Source organism: Arthrobacter sp. B055-34 (assembly GCF_059090425.1).
Genome location: NZ_JBNHFQ010000002.1, coordinates 560,186 through 576,688, shown reverse-complemented (window position 1 = coordinate 576,688; position 16,503 = coordinate 560,186). Strand labels below are relative to the sequence as shown.

Sequence of the window (16,503 nt, the reverse complement as noted above, 5' to 3'; positions counted from 1 at the left end):
TAGAAGATTCGGATCATGGTCGACTGGGGGACTAGATCATGCCGGGGCCGACAGGCCAGCAACCCCGATTCTTGCTCGTTTTGGGGCTATAAGAAAGGTAACGGGGGTCATCAAGGCGCTCAAACCGGTCTACACTGCGCCGAGCGGGCAGGCGCGAAGGAGAATAAACCCGGATCTTCGCCATTGGCCTTGCAGCGATCGCAGTGCAAGTCGCCTGTATTGCGGCCGCGCCTCTTCGGGGGTCGAATCAGCGGTTGCGCGGGGAACGTTGGCGTGTCGGCCTGTTCATGTTCGCTAAATATTGCTCGTAGCGGGGAGGTGTTTCATGTCACAGCTTCCTCCTGTAATGTGATCCTCGGTATCTTGGTATACCAAGTCGTTTCTTTGAGAGGAATAAGGATGCCGGTAGAGGTTGCAGGACAAACGGACGTTACAGGGGTGTCAGGGACATCATCCGCTCCTCTGAGCGAGCATGCGAAACGGGCGTTAGGTCAAGTCAGCACAGCGACTATTACTACGCAGCTCCTAGCACGGGGATTTCGAAATGCTTATTTGGAGGGCCTGGCCTTCTCTAACCCTGCTCGACCGCGGATGGTTGGAGAAGCTTTCACGATGAGGTGCATTCCTTCGCGGGAGGACATTGACGTGCCCGAAATTTTTCAAGACTACGATCACCCGCAACGCAGGGGAGTGGAGTCTGTGGAACCAGGCCAGGTATTGGTGATTGATTCACGAGGGAGAAAGCGGGCGGCTTCATTGGGCCATATCCTTGCGACCAGGCTGCGGCTGCGAGGCGCTGAGGGAATCGTTACGGATGGTTCCTTGCGGGATATGGCTGGCTTCGAGGAGCTGGACTTGCCAACCTTTTCTGCGGGCGCTTCCCCCACGACCAATCTGGCACAGCATCATGTCGTTGACTGCCAGATTCCGATCGCCTGTGCTGAAGTAGCTGTGTACCCGGGGGACATCATCGTAGGCGACAGAGATGGCGTGGTGTGCATCCCCAGGCATCTTGCGGAATCGGTGGCACTTGACGCTTTGGAACAGGAGAAGCTCGAAGAGTTTATTCTCATGCAGGTCGAAGGAGGCAAGCCGCTTCGGGGTACGTATCCGCCTGACGAACAGATGCTGCAGGCTTACCGGGATCAGCTTCCCTCTCGCTCCTCCTGAATATTCGTTAGCCTGCCTTGACATCCTTAGCCTGCCTTGTGTTCGATCTGCGTCACTCTTTCGATGGACGCAGAAATATGCTCTCCCATCAGTTTGGCGGCACCTTGCGCGTCTCCACTGCTGGCCGCTTGGTAGATGGCTTCATGTTCGGCTGCCTCAGCGTCCCAGCGAGGCCAGCGCTCCCACAGCACGCCGACTACTGCGAGGGCCGTGAGATCTTGGAGGCTGTCGAGTGCGTTGACGACAAAGTTGTTCTCGCTATTGGCATACATTCCGCGATGAAACCGGCGGTTTGCCAGAGCTCGAGCCGCGCTGTCTCCGTCAATGGCATATCGTCGGGCCTCATCCAGCGCCTGCCCGGCAGAGACGAACGCTTTATCGAATCGTGCGGCGTCAAGGATGGCCCAGGGCTCAAGCAAGACCCGCTCTTCGTAGACATGACGAATGTCTGTGAAGCTGAGACTGCGGACAGCGATACTGCGGTTCTTCACAGCAACCAGCCCCGAACGTTCCAGCACAATCAAGGCCTCGCGGACCGGTGTCTTGGATACTCCGAGCTGTTCGGCGATCTTTCGTTCAACCAGAACCTCCCCAGGTCGAAGCCGGCCAGAAAAGATTGCTGTTTTGAGTGATTCGACGATCATGTCCGAGCGTGTTGGTGCCATAGACAGCGGAGGAAGAGGGGAGGGGAAGGCAGAGTCGGGCATCAACGTCATGGTGGTCAGCATAAGCCAAGGCTCAGCTGAATCCCGATCAAAGCGTTACAAGAGCAGTCACTGCTGACTGCAGCCAGATGTCAAAACCACGTCCCAGAGGAACAAAGATGTCTTCTTCAAAAACAACACCCGGCCTGCTTCGGAGGCTTCAATCACCCACTGTCGTGGCTGTAGGAGCCGTTGTGCTGCTCAGCGCGTGTGGGGTCGCCAATTCCGAAGCCGAATCCGGCAGCTCCACTGAAAAGCTCCGGATTATCCTGCCCATGGAGCCCACCACGCTCGAAGCATGCGATTCGACCCTGGCCTCGACGGGTGCCTTGGTTCGTTCGAACGTTACTGAACCATTAGTGGAAAGGGATCCCACAACAGGTGAGCTCACTCCTTTGCTGGCGACGGAATGGAAAGCCACGGGTGACAAGGAATGGACGTTCACACTTCGGGAAGGAGTCGTATTTCAAGACGGAACCCCGTTCAATGCAGAGGCGGCTGCCTTCGCCATTGATAGGGCTGTCAATTCGGACCTGGGGTGCGATGTTGAAGGCCAGATATTCGGCGATCCGGATCTCGTCCTGAACGTTGTCGATGAACATACCTTGACCGTGACAACCGAAGAGGCCGACCCGGTATTGCCTCTGCGTCTCTCCTTCATTGAAATCGGGGCACCGGTTGACTCGGCTGCTAAAGTACGCCAACCGATCGGCACCGGGCCCTACAAGATTGACAAGTGGGATGCCGGGCAGAAAATCACTGTATCTGCCCACGACGGCTATTGGGGAGACAAACCTGCCTACGCGTCAGCCGAATACCAATGGCGCTCGGAGGGCACTGTACGCGCAGCCATGGTCACCAGCGGCGAAGCCGACATTGCATTGGGCCTGGGTCCGGATGACGGGGTAGGGGACCTGGGCGTTAACTACCCGAACAACGAGACCGTGGCGCTCCGTTTTAGCGGGGAGATAGCCCCCTTGAACGATATTCGCGTCCGGCAAGCGATAAATTACGCTATCGATAAAACGGGGATCACAGAATCGCTATATCAAGGCGAAAGCACACCCGCGGATCAGATCATCCCGCCAGGTGTTATCGGCTACAACCAGGAGCTTGAGCCCTGGGACTTCAACCTGGACAAGGCCAAGGAGCTCGTCGCCGAGGCCAAGGCAGACGGCGTACCTACAGATGCGAAGATCACGATTGTTGCCCGTAACGACCAGTTTCCAAAGATCGCTCAGCTAACGGAGGTGCTCCAGGAACAACTCCGCCAAGCGGGCCTGAATGTAGAGGCAAAGGTGGTCGAGACGTCCACCGGCCTCCAATATCAGGTCCGGCCGTTCGTTTTGGATGAAGGGGCGATCGCAATGCTGGTCCAGCATGGCAACCAGGCCGGTGATGCTTCCTTCAGCGTCGACTCCTATATGACCTCGGATGCTGCCATGAGTATGTTCGGAACGCCCGAGTTCGACGCCATTCTGGAAGATGCGTCCAAGAAGACTGGGGAGGAAAGGCAGCAGGCTTACGCGGATGCGCTGGAGTACGAGAGAAATGATGTTGTGCAGTTCGCATATATTGCACACATGACGGGCATCTTGGGCAAGTCTGCAGCCATCAACTACACGCCTAACTCATCCTCGGGCGACGAGTTGCGCCTGACCGAGATGACTCCGGCCAGCTGAAAACGACAGCAGGGAAACGAGGAACGAAACCATGCTGGCCTACCTGAGAAAGCGGATCCTCTCCAGCGCGCTAGCCGTTGGTCGCCGTGATCGTGGGCGTGTTCGCGCTTGCCCGACTGACCGGTAATCCGGCAAACCTGTATTTGCCACTGAACGCCACAGACCAGATGCGGGCGGACTTTACCGCCCGCCATGGTCTGGACCCACCGCTGCTGACACAGATGGCCGATTACTTCGGCGGGGTCCTCAGGCTGGACTTCGGTGAGTCCCTCAGGACGGGGGAGCCTGCGGCGGCCATGGCGCTGCGGGCTTTCCCGGCCACCCTGCAGTTGGCCGCCACGACCATGGTGCTGGCCATCGTCCTGGCCGTGATCGTCGGCTGTTGGGCGGCGTTGAAGCCCAACGGCATCGCGGATCGTATCTCCAGCTTCGTGTCCATGGCCGCGGCTTCCATCCCGGACTTCTGGCTCGCCATTGTCGGCATCTGGATCTTTGCCATCACACTCGGCTGGCTGCCGACTTCCGGCGTCAGCGGCGCCTCGGCCTGGGTGCTGCCCATTGCAACTCTGCTGTTGCGGCCGTTCGGCGTGTTGGTCGACAGTCCCGCAGATATCTCTTCCTTAAACCCCTTCTGACTAAGCGTTTGTTTCGCCGATAACCTCGGTTATGTCCCTCCTTGGGATAATTGGTGCTTCAGAAGAGCTTTGAGCTCAATAGTCCAAAGTGCTTTGGACTATTACCAGGGCAGGCCAGACCCACCGGAGTGCACCGCCGCCTCAATTGTCCAGAGCGCTTTGGACTCGACGTCATTGTCTCCGCACTGGATGAGCTGCGCCAGGTCGCTCTGGACCGCGGCGACATAGCCGTCTACCTGCAGGAAACCCGGGCGCTGGAAGCAACCCTGCTGGGCCTGGCTGGCGGAGGGAAGCTGGGAGAAATCTTTTCCCGGCAAACCACCAACGCCATGAAGCGGGACCGGGCCGTGGTCTTCCACGTCTCCAGCATCGATGAGACCGAGACCGACCTGCAGGCCGCCGTCATCCTCGCCTCCGGCGCACCCGCCACCCTCGTCCGGACAGTGCCCTGGTACACCGGCCCCCACAAAGACGTCGTGGAAGCGTCCATCAAGAAGTACAGCCCGCAGCCGGAGGAAGAACCAGTACCGGTGGCAGCGGCGCCGGCCGCAAATCCATGGGTGACCGGGCAGGGGAGGAGGGCATGACTATCGACATCGGCCGGTTCAGCGAAGCCTCCACCTTGGCTGTAGAGGAAACTGGCGCTAACTCAGGTCAGGAGCAGAAGCCCCCGGAGCTGGTCTACGGTTCAGCCGAAGAGTTCCTGCATGAGCAGCTGCTCCCTACTTACGTCCGCGATGTCGACGGCCCCGCCGCAAAGTCGTGCATCGAATGGTATTGCCACCCGAAAGCTGTCTCCCGCGTGGAAGCGCTGTGGCGGGCCTGGGAACACCTCAGGCTCGACGCAGCCACCGGCATCAGCGTCTGGTTCAAAGACCACGCCGACCACCACATGAGCGTGCTCCTTGACCCACGCGGCCCGTTCAACAAATGCGACATGAAAGAACACCGCGACCCCGAACACCTCGAACCCAAGAAAGCATCCGACGGCTGGTTCCCAGACGCACGGATACAACCTGCTTAAGAACGCCGAGTTTAAATGATGAACCGGCCCGGGTTCATTAGAGACATTCCTACTGGGCGGCCAGCTCCGGAATGGGGCTGGGATTTCTTACTGTAGTAGTTGGTTTCGTATTCTGCGGGCGGGATAATGCCGAGCGAACTGTACAGGCGACGGTTGTTGAACCGATCGACCCATTTAAAGGTTGCGTATTCGACATCCTCGATGGTCTTGAATGGCCGGCATGGAAGGGCCGGTGCAGACGCACTCGGTCTTGTGGAGCCCGATCAGCGTCTCGGCCAGGGCATTGTCATAAGCGCCTCCAACGGCGCTCGAAGCGGTCAGGCCTTCGAGCATGAGGTGCTCTCTGAACCGGATGAAGGTGTACTGGACGCATTTAGCCGGCCGTCGCAACACCTCGATTCCGGAGGTAGTGATGCGCGCACCGATCCTCTTCGCACCGAAATTGCTCACGTTGCTTGCAGCGGCGAATCCCCAGGCGGATGTTCAATACAGAATTTGCACTTACACCAGCACATGTACTGAATCCGTTGACCTAGCTGTCTGCCGACGAAGTTTCATAGCTTCCTGGACGCGCTTCTGTGATAGTGCATAAGCTGCCTCGTGGGCTGTAATCCCGCCGCGTTCGCTCTCTTGGAGGACCGCTATTGTATTTGCACGCAGCTTGGTGGAAATCATTGAGAAGATTTCTTCCGGCTCGACTACAAAAGCTGAATACCGAGCTGCCATCGAATGGGCTGCCGCGACTACACCCCCTGCATTAGCGATAAAGTCGGGTACGACAGCGATCCCTCTCTCGTGAAGTATTTTGCGCGAGGTTATGGACGTAGGCAGGTTTGCTCCCTCGACGACAAGCTTCACATTGGTCGAGGCTGCAATAAGGTCATCTACGGTGTCTTCTCGGGCGGCCGGAATAAGTATGTCGGCATCCACAGTCAAGGCGGCGTCAGCCGGTAGCACCGATCCGTAGTGGTGCACGCAGTCGTCACCCGTTGCTGCGCGCAGCGTGACAAGCTTATCGATGTCCAAACCGTCCGGATCATAAACCGCGCCGCTTGCTGTGGATACCGCTACCACCACGGCTCCGAGCTCAATGAGGCGGATGGCAGCAGCTTGGCCTACTGCTCCAAATCCTTGAATAGCTACGCGGGAATCCCGCAAAGGGATATTCTGGCTCTGAGCTGCAGCGTCCGCCGCCTCGGCGACGCCGTAACCAGTAACTCCCAACTGATCGTACGGCAACCCTCCCAGAGCGCGTGGAAGACCTGTTGATGCTCCACGGTCGCCAAGTTCATCGAGGAAGATAGCGGCATCTTCCTCTGTCAATCCCATGTCGAGCCCAAAAACGTACTCCGCAGGGACTTCATTCGATAGAGTGCGTGCAAACGCGCGTAGTATGCCTTCTTTGTTAGGGTCATTCGGGTCACCTAGAATGCCAGCCTTCGCCCCTCCGTGAAAGAGGTCTACCGCCGCCCACTTCCAAGTCATAGTGCGCGCCAGGCGCGCAACTTCCTGAACTGTAAGGCTCGGGCTCATGCGGGTTCCCCCCTTGCCAGTTCCCCTGGCCGTGTTGTCCAAGACAAGGACCCCGCGCATACCCGTTTTGCGGTCTGCAACAACAACAATCTTTTCGGGACCCCATTCATCGACCAGTCCAAAGACACCATCAGTCACTTTTTTATCCGCTCTATCGAGGTAGTTTTAAGTCCTCTTCAGCTTGCGGTCTAGGTCGCCTAGGACGCTAGCCTTTCAGCCCCACAGTCGGTGTAGCTTAGGTAAGCGTTCCTTGCACTGCTCTGGCTACAGGGGCGTTTTTCCCTACTGTGACTTGGCCATAAACACACCTTCAAGCCGATCTGCCGCGGCTTCAGCCGCCACAACCAGCGCTTCAACTGCACCCTTAATCGCAGGGTTTACGCTGGTGGGGGGATAAAGGGCAACTACGTGTCGGCGGACGTTCAGATCCTTGATCCGGGCAGCGGAGATCTCGTCGCTGGCAAAATGAGCCAGGCCAGGCACTAAGGCGATGCCTAACCCTGCCTTAACAAATCCTCTAACAACGTCGTAGTCATTACTTCGAAATTTGATTTGGGGTTCAAAACCTGCGGCAGAGCAGGCACGCCGCAGGGAGCGGGAGCCTGAGGTGCGGATGCCAGTGGACACCCAGGTCTCCGATTCAAGGTCAGCGAGATGGATCACGCCGTTTTCCAGAGGGTGCCCCCGTGGCATAAGAAGTATTAAATCTTCGCTCAAGAGGTGCTTGGACAGAAGTGCTTTAGGCCACGCGCGGGGCACTAAATCATAATGGTAAAGGATAGCGAGGTCCAGGTCTCGATCCGTCAGGAGGGGAACAAGCTTGTCGGGCTCACCCTCATCAAGTTCAATTGCTACATTCGGATGAGAGTGTACAAACTCCGACAGCGCAACGGGAAGGAGTTGTTCACTGGCGGTGGGGAAGCTGCCCATGCGCACCTTGCCCGTCGCACCTTCAGACATCGAACGCACTTCATCTTCAAAGAAGCCGAAAGCCGCAAGCAGATCCTGGGCCCTCTCTGCAAGAAACCCCGCTGTGGGTGTCGGTCTAATACCGTGGGCGTCTCTCTCGAACAACGTCATCTTGACTGACCGTTCCAAACCGGCCATCTGTTGTGAAACGGCCGAACCCGTGTAGCCGAGGTGGCGGGCGGCCTCCGCGAATGAACCGGTCCGCAGAACGACAATTAGTGTCCTGAGATGGAGGGGATTAAGCATATACCCAGCTAAGCCTAATGGGACATTTTCCACAAAATACTCAAAATAGGGAAATTCACTTAGAGAAATCCCATTTGTCTAATTCTCACGAGCTAGTGAGCTGTAATCTCGGCTGGTGTTCTTTGGCTGGCGAATCTTCCGTCGGACCTTGCTTGAGACGAAAATTGCAGTGACCGCTTGGCGTAGCCACCGCAATTTTCGTCTCAATCGGTTTCCGGGCCAGTACAGTAATGGCAGTCGCGGGCGCAGTCCCGCAGCTGACGGAACTTTACTTGCAGGGAAGGTAGCTGATGTTCTGTCGTTGCATTCATAACCAATCCTCCCCCATTGCGCCTGTGAGGGGACCTCTAGAGGAACTTCACTCCTTGGGCGAGCGGGAGTGCTCCCGAGAAGTTAATGGTGTTGGTAGCCTGGCGCATGTAGACCTTCCAGGAATCGGAGCCGGACTCGCGTCCGCCGCCGGTTTCCTTTTCACCGCCGAAAGCCCCGCCAATTTCGGCGCCGGAGGTGCCGATGTTGACGTTGGCGATGCCGCAGTCGGATCCGCTGGCGGAAAGGAACCGCTCGGCTTCGGTCTGGTCCTGGGTAAAGATTGCCGAGGACAGGCCCTGCGGCACGCTGTTGTGGATCTCGATGGCCTCCTCCAAGGTGTCGTAGGTCATGACGTAGAGGATGGGGGCGAACGTCTCATCGTGGACGACGGCGGTCTGGGCCGGCATGCGTACAACGGCCGGTTCGACATAGTAGGCCTCGGGCTGGTCCTCGGCTAAGACACGATTGCCTCCGTAGATGACCTCACCGCCCTGGGCGAGAGCCTGGTTCAGTGCGTCCTGTTGCGCCTTAAAGCTGCTGGCGTTGATCAGTGGCCCAACAAGAGTTTCTTCCTGAGTGGGGCTGCCGATGTTCAGCGTGCGGTAGGCTTCCACGATTCGCGCAACAAGCGTGTCGGCGATAGAGGAATGGACAACGAGCCGGCGCAACGAGGTGCAGCGCTGGCCCGCGGTACCTGCGGCGGCGAACACAATACCGCGCAGGGCTAGGTCCAGATCCGCCGACGGGGCGACGATGGCGCCGTTGTTGCCACCAAGTTCCAGCAGGATGCGCCCGAAGCGCTGGGCGATCACCGGTGCGATTTCCTGGCCCATACGCACCGAACCGGTGGCTGAGACCAGTGCGATGCGCGGGTCTTCGACCAGCTTTTGCCCACCGATCCGGTCGGTCAGGAGCAGGTGATGAATGCCTGCAGGTGCTCCAACATCCTTGACCGCCCGTGCCAAAAGGGTGTCCACCGCGAGAGCCGAGAGTCTTGTGGCGTCTGCCGGCTTCCATACAACGGTGTCTCCGGCGACCAGAGCCAGTGCGGTGTTCCAGGCGTAGACGGCGACCGGAAAGTTGAAGGCAGAGATGATGCCGACAACGCCTAGCGGGTGCCAGGTTTCAGCCAGGCGGTGGCCGGGACGCTCGGAGGGCATAGTCTTCCCGTACAGCTGCCGGGACTGGCCTACAGCAAGATCTGTGATATCGATCATCTCTTGGACTTCGCCCAAGGCTTCGGAGCGGATCTTACCCACTTCTGCCGTAATCAGCGTTGCCACGTCTTCTTTGTGCTCTGTCAGCAGCTGGCCCCAACGCTTGACCAAAGCCCCGCGCACCGGGGCCGGAACGTCCCGCCAGGTTTTGAAGGCTTCAGAGGCCTGGGTGATGGCCGCGTCGATCTCTTCGCCGTTGTGAACTTTGGTGTGAAGGATGACTTCACCGGTGATGGGAGTGCGGGTTTCACGGGTGCCGTCGAGCGACGCCGAGTCCACACCGATGGCGTGCAGGCTCTTGCGGACTTCCTCGGTAATTTCGACGGTTGCCGGGATGGTGGATGTAGCGGTGGTCATGATTGCCTTTCTTTCGGGGTCTTGAGAAGTAGGTAATAGAGATCGCTGTTAGGACGGAAGGTCGGTAATGGTGATGCTGAGCTTCCGCGCTGCATCCCTAATGGAGGCTGTTTGCTGCGCTGCGTAGAGCTCGTTCGGGTCGAAGATCCTGCTGCCCAAAACCTCGGAGAGGCGGTCGATGTCGTAGGGGGTGCCGAGTTGTTCGTCGTCTCGGGCGCCGTCGTCGGTCAGGTTTGATTGGAAGATGCCGGCTGCCGAGCGGGGCAGGAAGTCTTCATAGACGATGGGTTCGGGGATGAGGACGCCGGCTTCGACAAGCTCACGCAGGGAGGCGGATTCCTGCCGGGGGGTCTGGTTTGGATCGACCACCCGGTAGGTGAAGTACGCGAGGCCTCGCAGTGCAAGCTCCTGCTCCTTGTCCGGCAGGTTCTTACGCCAGACATGCTCGGCTATCTCTACCCGGGCAGTTCCTGCCGGGGACGCGGCCAGCCAGTTGTCGACTTCGGCAACCATGCTGTCGTAGATGTCCCGGCCGTACTCGGTCAGGGCGATGCCGCGCTGTTCGACTTCACCGAAGCGGACCCGGAGGGAACCTGGGCGGACTGACCCATCCTGGTGGCGGAAGCTGCGCTCCTCGGCGAGAGCTCGGAAGGACGTCTGGCGCAGCAGCACATCCGGCCCTTCCCAGTTCGGCGGTCCCTGGATCTCCTCGATCATTGCGATGCCCCGGGCCTGCATCCGTTCGTACAGGTCGTCAATGTCCAGCACGCGGGGAGTCAGGTGGTTGATGTGGGTTGAAGGGACGCCTCCGATGTCGGCGGCGACCGCGGAGATCCTTTCCAGCTTGAAGTACCAGTGGTGATCGACAGGTTCCTGCGAGAGCTCGAAGGCGGCAGTCGCCAGATCCAGCAGGCGTGCGGCTTCCTCTTGCTCCAGTTCCTTCGCGGTGCTGGCCTTATCCGCCAGCCCGAGCAGTTCTTCACTGAAAAGTGTGCGGGTGCCGATGAAGGAATCGAGCTGTTTTTCGGTTTCCTCGTCGAAGAATCGGCGGTCGTCGTGAACGAGCATGGAGGTGAAGACTCGGAACGGGTTCTTCGCCAGCTCATCAGGGTCGATCGGGCGAAAGGCCGTGGACACCACGGGAACGGAACTTTTTGAGGCGTCGCGGAGGTCGTAGAAGCCGACCGGATACATGTCGAAGGCTGCGAAGACGCGGGCCACCTGGGCGAGTTCCCGGGCGGATCCGACGCGGATGGCTCCATGCCGTTCGGCGGTGACACGTTGGATGCTGCCCAGGCGTTCAGCATCTTGGCCGTTTCTGCGGATGAAGTCCTCGTTAACTTCGCGGGAGACGTCCACGAGGGTGTTGTAGGCGGGTACTTCATTTCCGTAAAGCGAGGCCAGGCGCAGGGCGAATTCCGCCCGGAGTTCCCAGAGCTGCAGCTTCGTCGTCGTTGGCATGGGCTTGTCCTTTCTGGTGATGTATTGGATGGCGATGGTGCAGATGGTCGCTTTGTCGAGCGGCTCAGATGATATGGACTTCTCTGACCTGGGAGAGTTCACCGGCAAACCTTGCTGCACTGAACTGCTCCGGGTCCATGAAGGAATCCCTGCCCAGATACATGTCCCGGATGAGTTCGCCTACGGCGGGCCCCTGGAGGAAGCCGTGGCCCGAGAAGCCGGTGGCGTACATGAAACCGGACACGGTGTCCGAGGATCCGATCATGGCGTTGTGGTCCGGGGTATTTTCGTACAGCCCTGCCCAGCCGACCTCAAGGTCCTGGTGTGCCAGCGTGGGGGCCACAATCTCCGCAGCGCGGTTGAAGGCTGGCAGCCACTGGTAGTCGAACTCCCGGCAAAAGCCTGGTTCCTGGTCCTGGTTTGAGATTCCCAGGAGCATTCCGTTGAGGTAGTTGTGGAAATACAGCGTCGTCGACAGATCGAGAGTGAACGGAATCGTGGGGAGAGACATCAACCCCTGCGGAGTCATGCCGATTTGTCGACGGACAGGTTCGATCGGCAGGTGGACGCCTGCCATGGCTCCGAGTCTCGTTGACCATGCACCCGCCGTGCAGATGACGGAGGAAGTCAGGATCGTCCCCCGGTTGGTGTGAACCGCCTGGACTTCACCGCCATCGGCGTCAATATCCAGGATTTCCGTGTCCTGGCAGACGATCACTCCCAACTGCTGTGCTGCTTCGGCGTAAGCCTTGACCACTTGGGAGGGCCGGGCGAACCCGTCGCGCGGCGAGTGGGAGGCCGCTACGAGCACGTGGCTATCGAGAAAGGGGTTGATTTGAGCCGCGTGTGCCGGCGAGATCATCCGACTAGAACCACCAAGACGGTTCTGGACATGGGTACTCTCTTCGATTTGCGCAAGCTCGGCTTCGTTCCGGCACAGAAAGAGGTAGCCCACCTGTCTGAGCCCAATGTCAGTCCTAAATTTCTCGGAGAACCGTTCGTAGGCCTCCAGACTGCGCTGCCCAAGCCTAATATTTCCTGGATCCGAGAACGTGGCCCGGACGCCACCTAAGGGCTTGGCCGAAGATCCCGATCCGAGCTTATTCCGCTCTATCAAGACGAGGTTCTTCACTCCTGCCTCGGCCAAGTGATAGGCGACGCTGGTGCCCATGATTCCGCCACCCAATATGACGACTTCCGCTTCCCTCGGAAGGACCTGCTGCGGTGTCATAACCAAGGGAACAGCCGTCCCAAAACGATTTCGCTGCATCTGTATCCCTTCACAGTCCTCCTAACCAGCATCACTTCAGGAAACATTTAGGTCAATCGAGAGATTTTCTACGTTGTCTATAGAATCTCTATATGAAGTGGACGTTCGAACAGTTGAAGACTTTCAAAATGGTTGCGGAATTAGGAACGATGACGTCAGCAGCGGAAGTGCTCGGATTCACAACCGGGGCCGTTTCTCAGCAAATGGCGGCGTTGCAGGCAGGCTTGCCCAGACCGGTCTTCGTCAAGGACGGACGCAGGGTCACTCTGACGGACGCGGGGGAAATTCTGCTGCAACATGCACGAATTCTCTTGGAACAAGAGCGCAAGGCCGCAGCAGCACTGGCTGGACCGCAGTCCGACCATCGGATGGTCGTGGCAGTGGGCGTTTTTGGATCAGCAGCCGTGTCTGCATTACAGCCGGCCATCGCACACTTGCAGCAGACGACCCCACATGTCGCCGTGCAAGCAGTTGAGGTGGACGTTGAGAGAATGCCCCAGGCCGTCCTGGAGTACCAGATTGAGATCGCCCTAGGTCTCAGCTACTCAGGCGCCCCCCAAACGCCGCAGCGAGGAATCGTGGCTACTCAGCTACATCAGGAACCCTTTCTCATGGTGCTCCCACCCGAGGGCAGAGGCCTCGGAAACAGGACGGCTGATCTGGTGGGGTATGCAAATCGAACTGATTGGATTTTGCCACCGGTGGAATCGCACTTCGGCAAAGCCTGCCGTTTCGCCTGTGCGCAAGCGGGGGTTGAACCTCGAGTGCAGCACACCGTCACAGACACGGCCGTATCCATCGCGCTTGCAGAGTCCGGCCTTGGCATTACGCTGGCGACCCCCTTGATGTTGGGGGTTCGCCCTACGAGGAGCCCCGTTGCCACACTTCCGGGCCAGTCGTTCAGGAACATCGTCGCGATCGCGCGTTCCTCCTCCCTGGAAAAAGACAGTGTCCTTGCAATAAGGAATGCCCTGATACACACGTTCTCCTCGAGCGAGTTCGGTCCACCCCAGAACTCACAAGCGAGTGACCCCCAGTCCAGAACGGACTGAATTTCTGTTGCATTCGCGTCTGCGAAGTACAGTTCCAAGGACCAGCCATGCTTATGCTGCCAGAAACCACTGTTGCCCTGCGCCTCTTGTAACGCCAGTCACGCTGCTAGAGGCTGGCATTACGAATAAAGAGCGACTTCGCCTGTCGCAACAAGCCGAAAGGGGAGATATGGTTGTCCAACAAACGCCCTACGCTACTCGTCTAGCAGCTCACAAGTGGCACGTCCCGCATCATTACAACGTTGCGGCCGACGTATGCGATAAGCACGATGCGGACAAACTCGCCATGATTTGGGCAGATGATACCGGCGCTGAGCGTCTGGTCCACTGGGGCGAGATACAGGTCCTTGCAAATCAATTTGCGAACTACTATCAGTCCATAGGGATTCGACGAGGTGACCGAGTCGCAGTCATCCTGCCAACCACCCCTGAGTCTGCCGCCGCCATCATCGCAGTTCTAAAAATTGGGGCAATTTGTGCACCCATGTCCACACTGTGGAGTGACGAGTCCCTGCGCTACAGGCTCTCCGACGCCGGAACTAGACTGTTGGTTTGCGATTCTCGGACTGTCGCACGGGGCATCAGCGATTCAGCCGAGGCCGCCCTAGACATCGACTCCGATGAACGAAACGTCGTGGCACAACAACCGAAAGTATTTCAAACAGTAACCACAAACGCTGATGATCCGGCGCTCATCTATTATACGTCGGGTTCCACCGGCATGCCGAAAGGCGTAATAGCCGCGCACAGGGGCTTAATCGGGCACAACGAATTCGAGTATTGCCAAGACCTAAGAGAAGGCGAGCTCTCCTACTGGATGGGGGACTGGGGATGGGGAGTGTATAAAGTTCTTGGACCCTGGAGATTCGGTGCAGTAAACGTTGTGTACAGCACGACAAAACGATACGACCCCAAGGGCCTACTGTCTGTCTTGTCCCGTCACAAAGTAAGTAACGTATTCTTAAATCCCACTGGCCTTAGGCTGATGATGAAGGAAGTTCCTAATGCAGGAAAGGACTTCCCCCAGCACTTCCGTATATGCTGCTCCGCTAACGAACCGCTTGGCAAAGAAGAACGTGAATGGTTTAAAAATCAATTCGGTATAGAAATTCTGGAAAACTACGGCATGACCGAAGCTTATCCCATGGTCGGCAACTTCCCGGGTGTTCCAACAAAGGCAGGCTCAATGGGCCTTCCTGTACCTGGATGGGACGTTCGAATCCTAGATGAATACGAACGGGTTGTACCGTCGGGGGTGCCTGGGGAAATTTGTCTGAAGGCCCGCAGCAACCCCCAATACCCCCTGGGCTACTGGGGCAAACCACGAGATTCTGCACGAATTTTCGGCGGGGAGTGGTTCCACACGAATGACATCGCCGTCCGCGATGAAGACGGTTACTTCTTCTACCAAGGGCGCAACGATGACATCATCAAGTCGTCAGGATATAGGATAAGCCCTTTTGAAGTAGAAACCGTTTGTGCAAGACATCCAGCAGTCAAAGCCGCAGGCGTCATTGGTGTTCCTGACCGAGAAAGAGGCCACTTAGTAAAGGCCTTCATCGTACTAAACCCTGAAACCTTGCCGAGTACTGAACTCGCAGACGATATTCGACAATTTGTGCGCACGGAGCATTCGTCGTTCGGTTACCCCAAAGAGATCGAGTTCGTCGAGAATCTTCCGGAATCCCAATCGGGGAAGCTAAACCGCGCTGCGCTTCGCGACCGAGCACGCGTATAACTTCCAGCACACGCACTACCTAACACGAAACGGAATCAGTATGCCTCAATCACATGCCCTTCTAACAAGAATTCCGGATGATCTGGAGGCCCTGCGCGAACAATCCGCCATTGCCACCATGTACTACAGCAAAATCTTTTCCGCTCTCACCGCGATCACTTTTCGCGAGAAGGGCGAGACTGCAGCAAACAAATTGTGGTACCGCGTCCTAAGCAGCCACCAGGGTGAAAGGTACGAAGAGGGCCTCAAGAAACTCGGTATCCAGGACGAACCGCCCGCTGTAGCAGCAGCCAAGTACCATTACTTCACCAACATTATCGGTGGACTTGACATGGAATATGTTGAGGAATCCAGCAAGAAGGTTTGGATCCGGTATAAGGCACCGATGTGGATGTACGCAGGCGTCGCGCTGATCGCCATGCCGGCCAGTGTCCGGCGGACAGTCTTTAGCGCATGGCACCCAATGAACGGCCGATATATGGGATGCGAAGAACTTGGTTACGTGGGAACAAAATTCTCGATGGAGGGCGACCCCTATGACGAGGGATACTTCATCGAACACGACCGAAAACTTGGGGATAATGAAATCCTTCAATACGAGGTCGCCGTTAAAACCCCCGAGTTTAACCCTGATGAAGCGCCCCAGTTAGACAAGGAATTGTGGCCCGAAGCACGCATTCTCAAGGCCCGACCAAAGTTCTCTTCTGGCTACGTACGGTCCACAGTTGACGCACTTTACTGGGAATACGGAGAGCTTGCCTCACATCAGCTTGTAAAGTCGGCCCTACGCATGCTGGCCATTCAATTGACACCGGAGCTGGCTTCCAAGGTCGGCGTCAGCAAAAACCCTGGCCTGGCAGGAATCATCGAATTCCACAAAAGTATCTTGGCGGCATGCCGACGGGACGTACAGATCGAGCCGATCAGTGAAAATGCTGTTCGGATTGTGGTCAAATCTTTTGAGCCCTTTGACGACACTTACCCGTCCGACCTTAACGATGCCCTCTTCGAATTCCATTCCATGTCAACGCGAATGCTTAACGGACATGTAAAGGCTGAGCGCAAACAAGAACCTGACGGAACCGAGGCGTGGCTATTTTCCGACACCGGAAAATGGATTTGGTGAGAGCATA

At 57.6% G+C, this 16,503-nt stretch carries 14 protein-coding genes and 1 pseudogene; 8 read left to right on the top strand and 7 right to left on the bottom strand.

From position 1 onward, the window contains the following. Nucleotides 1–15: 15 nt before the first annotated feature. Nucleotides 16–1,170 (top strand): ribonuclease activity regulator RraA, encoded by a 1,155-nt coding sequence (locus tag AC5RWO_RS05850; protein WP_498730060.1) that lies wholly within the window; start codon nucleotides 16–18, stop codon nucleotides 1,168–1,170. 26 nt (nucleotides 1,171–1,196) lie between these two features. On the opposite strand, the gene AC5RWO_RS05845 is transcribed toward AC5RWO_RS05850, so the two are convergent. Further along, nucleotides 1,197–1,898: a GntR family transcriptional regulator gene (locus tag AC5RWO_RS05845; protein ID WP_498730059.1), complete on the bottom strand. Its 702-nt coding sequence runs from the start codon at nucleotides 1,896–1,898 to the stop codon at nucleotides 1,197–1,199. Between the two features lie 95 nt (nucleotides 1,899–1,993). Here AC5RWO_RS05845 and AC5RWO_RS05840 point away from each other — a divergent pair, with 95 nt between their 5' ends. The 4 genes and pseudogenes from AC5RWO_RS05840 (at nucleotide 1,994) to AC5RWO_RS05825 (ending at nucleotide 5,215) form a co-directional block, all read left to right on the top strand. After that, nucleotides 1,994–3,556, top strand: a complete 1,563-nt coding sequence (locus AC5RWO_RS05840; RefSeq protein ID WP_498730057.1) for an ABC transporter substrate-binding protein — start codon at nucleotides 1,994–1,996, stop codon at nucleotides 3,554–3,556. 77 nt (nucleotides 3,557–3,633) lie between these two features. Then, nucleotides 3,634–4,191 carry an ABC transporter permease gene (locus AC5RWO_RS05835; RefSeq protein WP_498730055.1) on the top strand — a complete coding sequence of 186 codons (558 nt, stop codon included), beginning with the start codon at nucleotides 3,634–3,636 and terminating at the stop codon, nucleotides 4,189–4,191. A 164-nt stretch (nucleotides 4,192–4,355) separates the two neighbouring features. Next, nucleotides 4,356–4,778, top strand: a pseudogene (locus AC5RWO_RS05830) (hypothetical protein); the annotation flags it as partial. Continuing rightward, entirely contained in the window at nucleotides 4,775–5,215 is a 441-nt protein-coding gene (locus AC5RWO_RS05825) for a DUF4913 domain-containing protein (RefSeq protein ID WP_498730054.1), read from the top strand. The pseudogene AC5RWO_RS05830 and the gene AC5RWO_RS05825, both read left to right, overlap by 4 nt. A 174-nt stretch (nucleotides 5,216–5,389) precedes the next feature. Here the strand turns inward: AC5RWO_RS05825 and AC5RWO_RS05820 are convergent, their stop codons facing one another. The 6 genes from AC5RWO_RS05820 to AC5RWO_RS05795 form a co-directional block, all read right to left on the bottom strand. Further along, on the bottom strand, nucleotides 5,390–5,665 hold the full coding sequence (locus AC5RWO_RS05820) for a hypothetical protein (RefSeq protein WP_498730052.1): 276 nt from the start codon (nucleotides 5,663–5,665) through the stop codon (nucleotides 5,390–5,392). Between the two features lie 51 nt (nucleotides 5,666–5,716). After that, on the bottom strand, nucleotides 5,717–6,886 hold the full coding sequence (locus AC5RWO_RS05815) for a Glu/Leu/Phe/Val family dehydrogenase (protein WP_498730051.1): 1,170 nt from the start codon (nucleotides 6,884–6,886) through the stop codon (nucleotides 5,717–5,719). Nucleotides 6,887–7,030: 144 nt separating this feature from the next. Further along, nucleotides 7,031–7,963: a LysR family transcriptional regulator gene (locus tag AC5RWO_RS05810; RefSeq protein ID WP_498730049.1), complete on the bottom strand. Its 933-nt coding sequence runs from the start codon at nucleotides 7,961–7,963 to the stop codon at nucleotides 7,031–7,033. A 347-nt stretch (nucleotides 7,964–8,310) separates the two neighbouring features. Beyond that, complete coding sequence (gene amaB / locus AC5RWO_RS05805) at nucleotides 8,311–9,849, bottom strand: L-piperidine-6-carboxylate dehydrogenase (protein ID WP_498730048.1); 1,539 nt, start codon at nucleotides 9,847–9,849, stop codon at nucleotides 8,311–8,313. Nucleotides 9,850–9,897: 48 nt separating this feature from the next. Beyond that, nucleotides 9,898–11,310, bottom strand: coding sequence for a 2-oxoadipate dioxygenase/decarboxylase (gene hglS / locus AC5RWO_RS05800; protein ID WP_498730047.1), 1,413 nt, complete (start codon nucleotides 11,308–11,310; stop codon nucleotides 9,898–9,900). A 64-nt stretch (nucleotides 11,311–11,374) separates the two neighbouring features. Beyond that, a complete protein-coding gene (locus AC5RWO_RS05795) occupies nucleotides 11,375–12,541 on the bottom strand; it encodes an NAD(P)/FAD-dependent oxidoreductase (protein WP_498730045.1) in 1,167 nt (388 codons plus the stop codon). 131 nt (nucleotides 12,542–12,672) lie between these two features. Between AC5RWO_RS05795 and AC5RWO_RS05790 the strand changes: the two genes are divergently transcribed. From AC5RWO_RS05790 to AC5RWO_RS05780, 3 genes are all read left to right on the top strand, one after another. Continuing rightward, complete coding sequence (locus AC5RWO_RS05790) at nucleotides 12,673–13,632, top strand: LysR family transcriptional regulator (RefSeq protein WP_498730044.1); 960 nt, start codon at nucleotides 12,673–12,675, stop codon at nucleotides 13,630–13,632. 169 nt (nucleotides 13,633–13,801) lie between these two features. After that, complete coding sequence (locus tag AC5RWO_RS05785) at nucleotides 13,802–15,370, top strand: acetate--CoA ligase (protein WP_498730043.1); 1,569 nt, start codon at nucleotides 13,802–13,804, stop codon at nucleotides 15,368–15,370. 40 nt (nucleotides 15,371–15,410) lie between these two features. Then, on the top strand, nucleotides 15,411–16,496 hold the full coding sequence (locus tag AC5RWO_RS05780; protein ID WP_498730042.1) for a hypothetical protein: 1,086 nt from the start codon (nucleotides 15,411–15,413) through the stop codon (nucleotides 16,494–16,496). Nucleotides 16,497–16,503: the final 7 nt, after the last annotated feature.

Excerpts from the sequence above, each read along its gene's own strand:
- AC5RWO_RS05785 (WP_498730043.1), top strand. The coding sequence starts at position 13,802 with ATGGTTGTCCAACAAACGCCCTACGCTACTCGTCTAGCAGCTCACAAG.
- AC5RWO_RS05790 (WP_498730044.1), top strand. The coding sequence starts at position 12,673 with ATGAAGTGGACGTTCGAACAGTTGAAGACTTTCAAAATGGTTGCGGAA.
- AC5RWO_RS05780 (WP_498730042.1), top strand. The coding sequence starts at position 15,411 with ATGCCTCAATCACATGCCCTTCTAACAAGAATTCCGGATGATCTGGAG.
- AC5RWO_RS05840 (WP_498730057.1), top strand. The coding sequence starts at position 1,994 with ATGTCTTCTTCAAAAACAACACCCGGCCTGCTTCGGAGGCTTCAATCA.
- AC5RWO_RS05795 (WP_498730045.1), bottom strand. The coding sequence starts at position 12,541 with ATGACACCGCAGCAGGTCCTTCCGAGGGAAGCGGAAGTCGTCATATTG.
- hglS (WP_498730047.1), bottom strand. The coding sequence starts at position 11,310 with ATGCCAACGACGACGAAGCTGCAGCTCTGGGAACTCCGGGCGGAATTC.
- AC5RWO_RS05845 (WP_498730059.1), bottom strand. The coding sequence starts at position 1,898 with ATGCTGACCACCATGACGTTGATGCCCGACTCTGCCTTCCCCTCCCCT.
- AC5RWO_RS05810 (WP_498730049.1), bottom strand. The coding sequence starts at position 7,963 with ATGCTTAATCCCCTCCATCTCAGGACACTAATTGTCGTTCTGCGGACC.
- AC5RWO_RS05850 (WP_498730060.1), top strand. The coding sequence starts at position 16 with ATGGTCGACTGGGGGACTAGATCATGCCGGGGCCGACAGGCCAGCAAC.
- AC5RWO_RS05825 (WP_498730054.1), top strand. The coding sequence starts at position 4,775 with ATGACTATCGACATCGGCCGGTTCAGCGAAGCCTCCACCTTGGCTGTA.
- amaB (WP_498730048.1), bottom strand. The coding sequence starts at position 9,849 with ATGACCACCGCTACATCCACCATCCCGGCAACCGTCGAAATTACCGAG.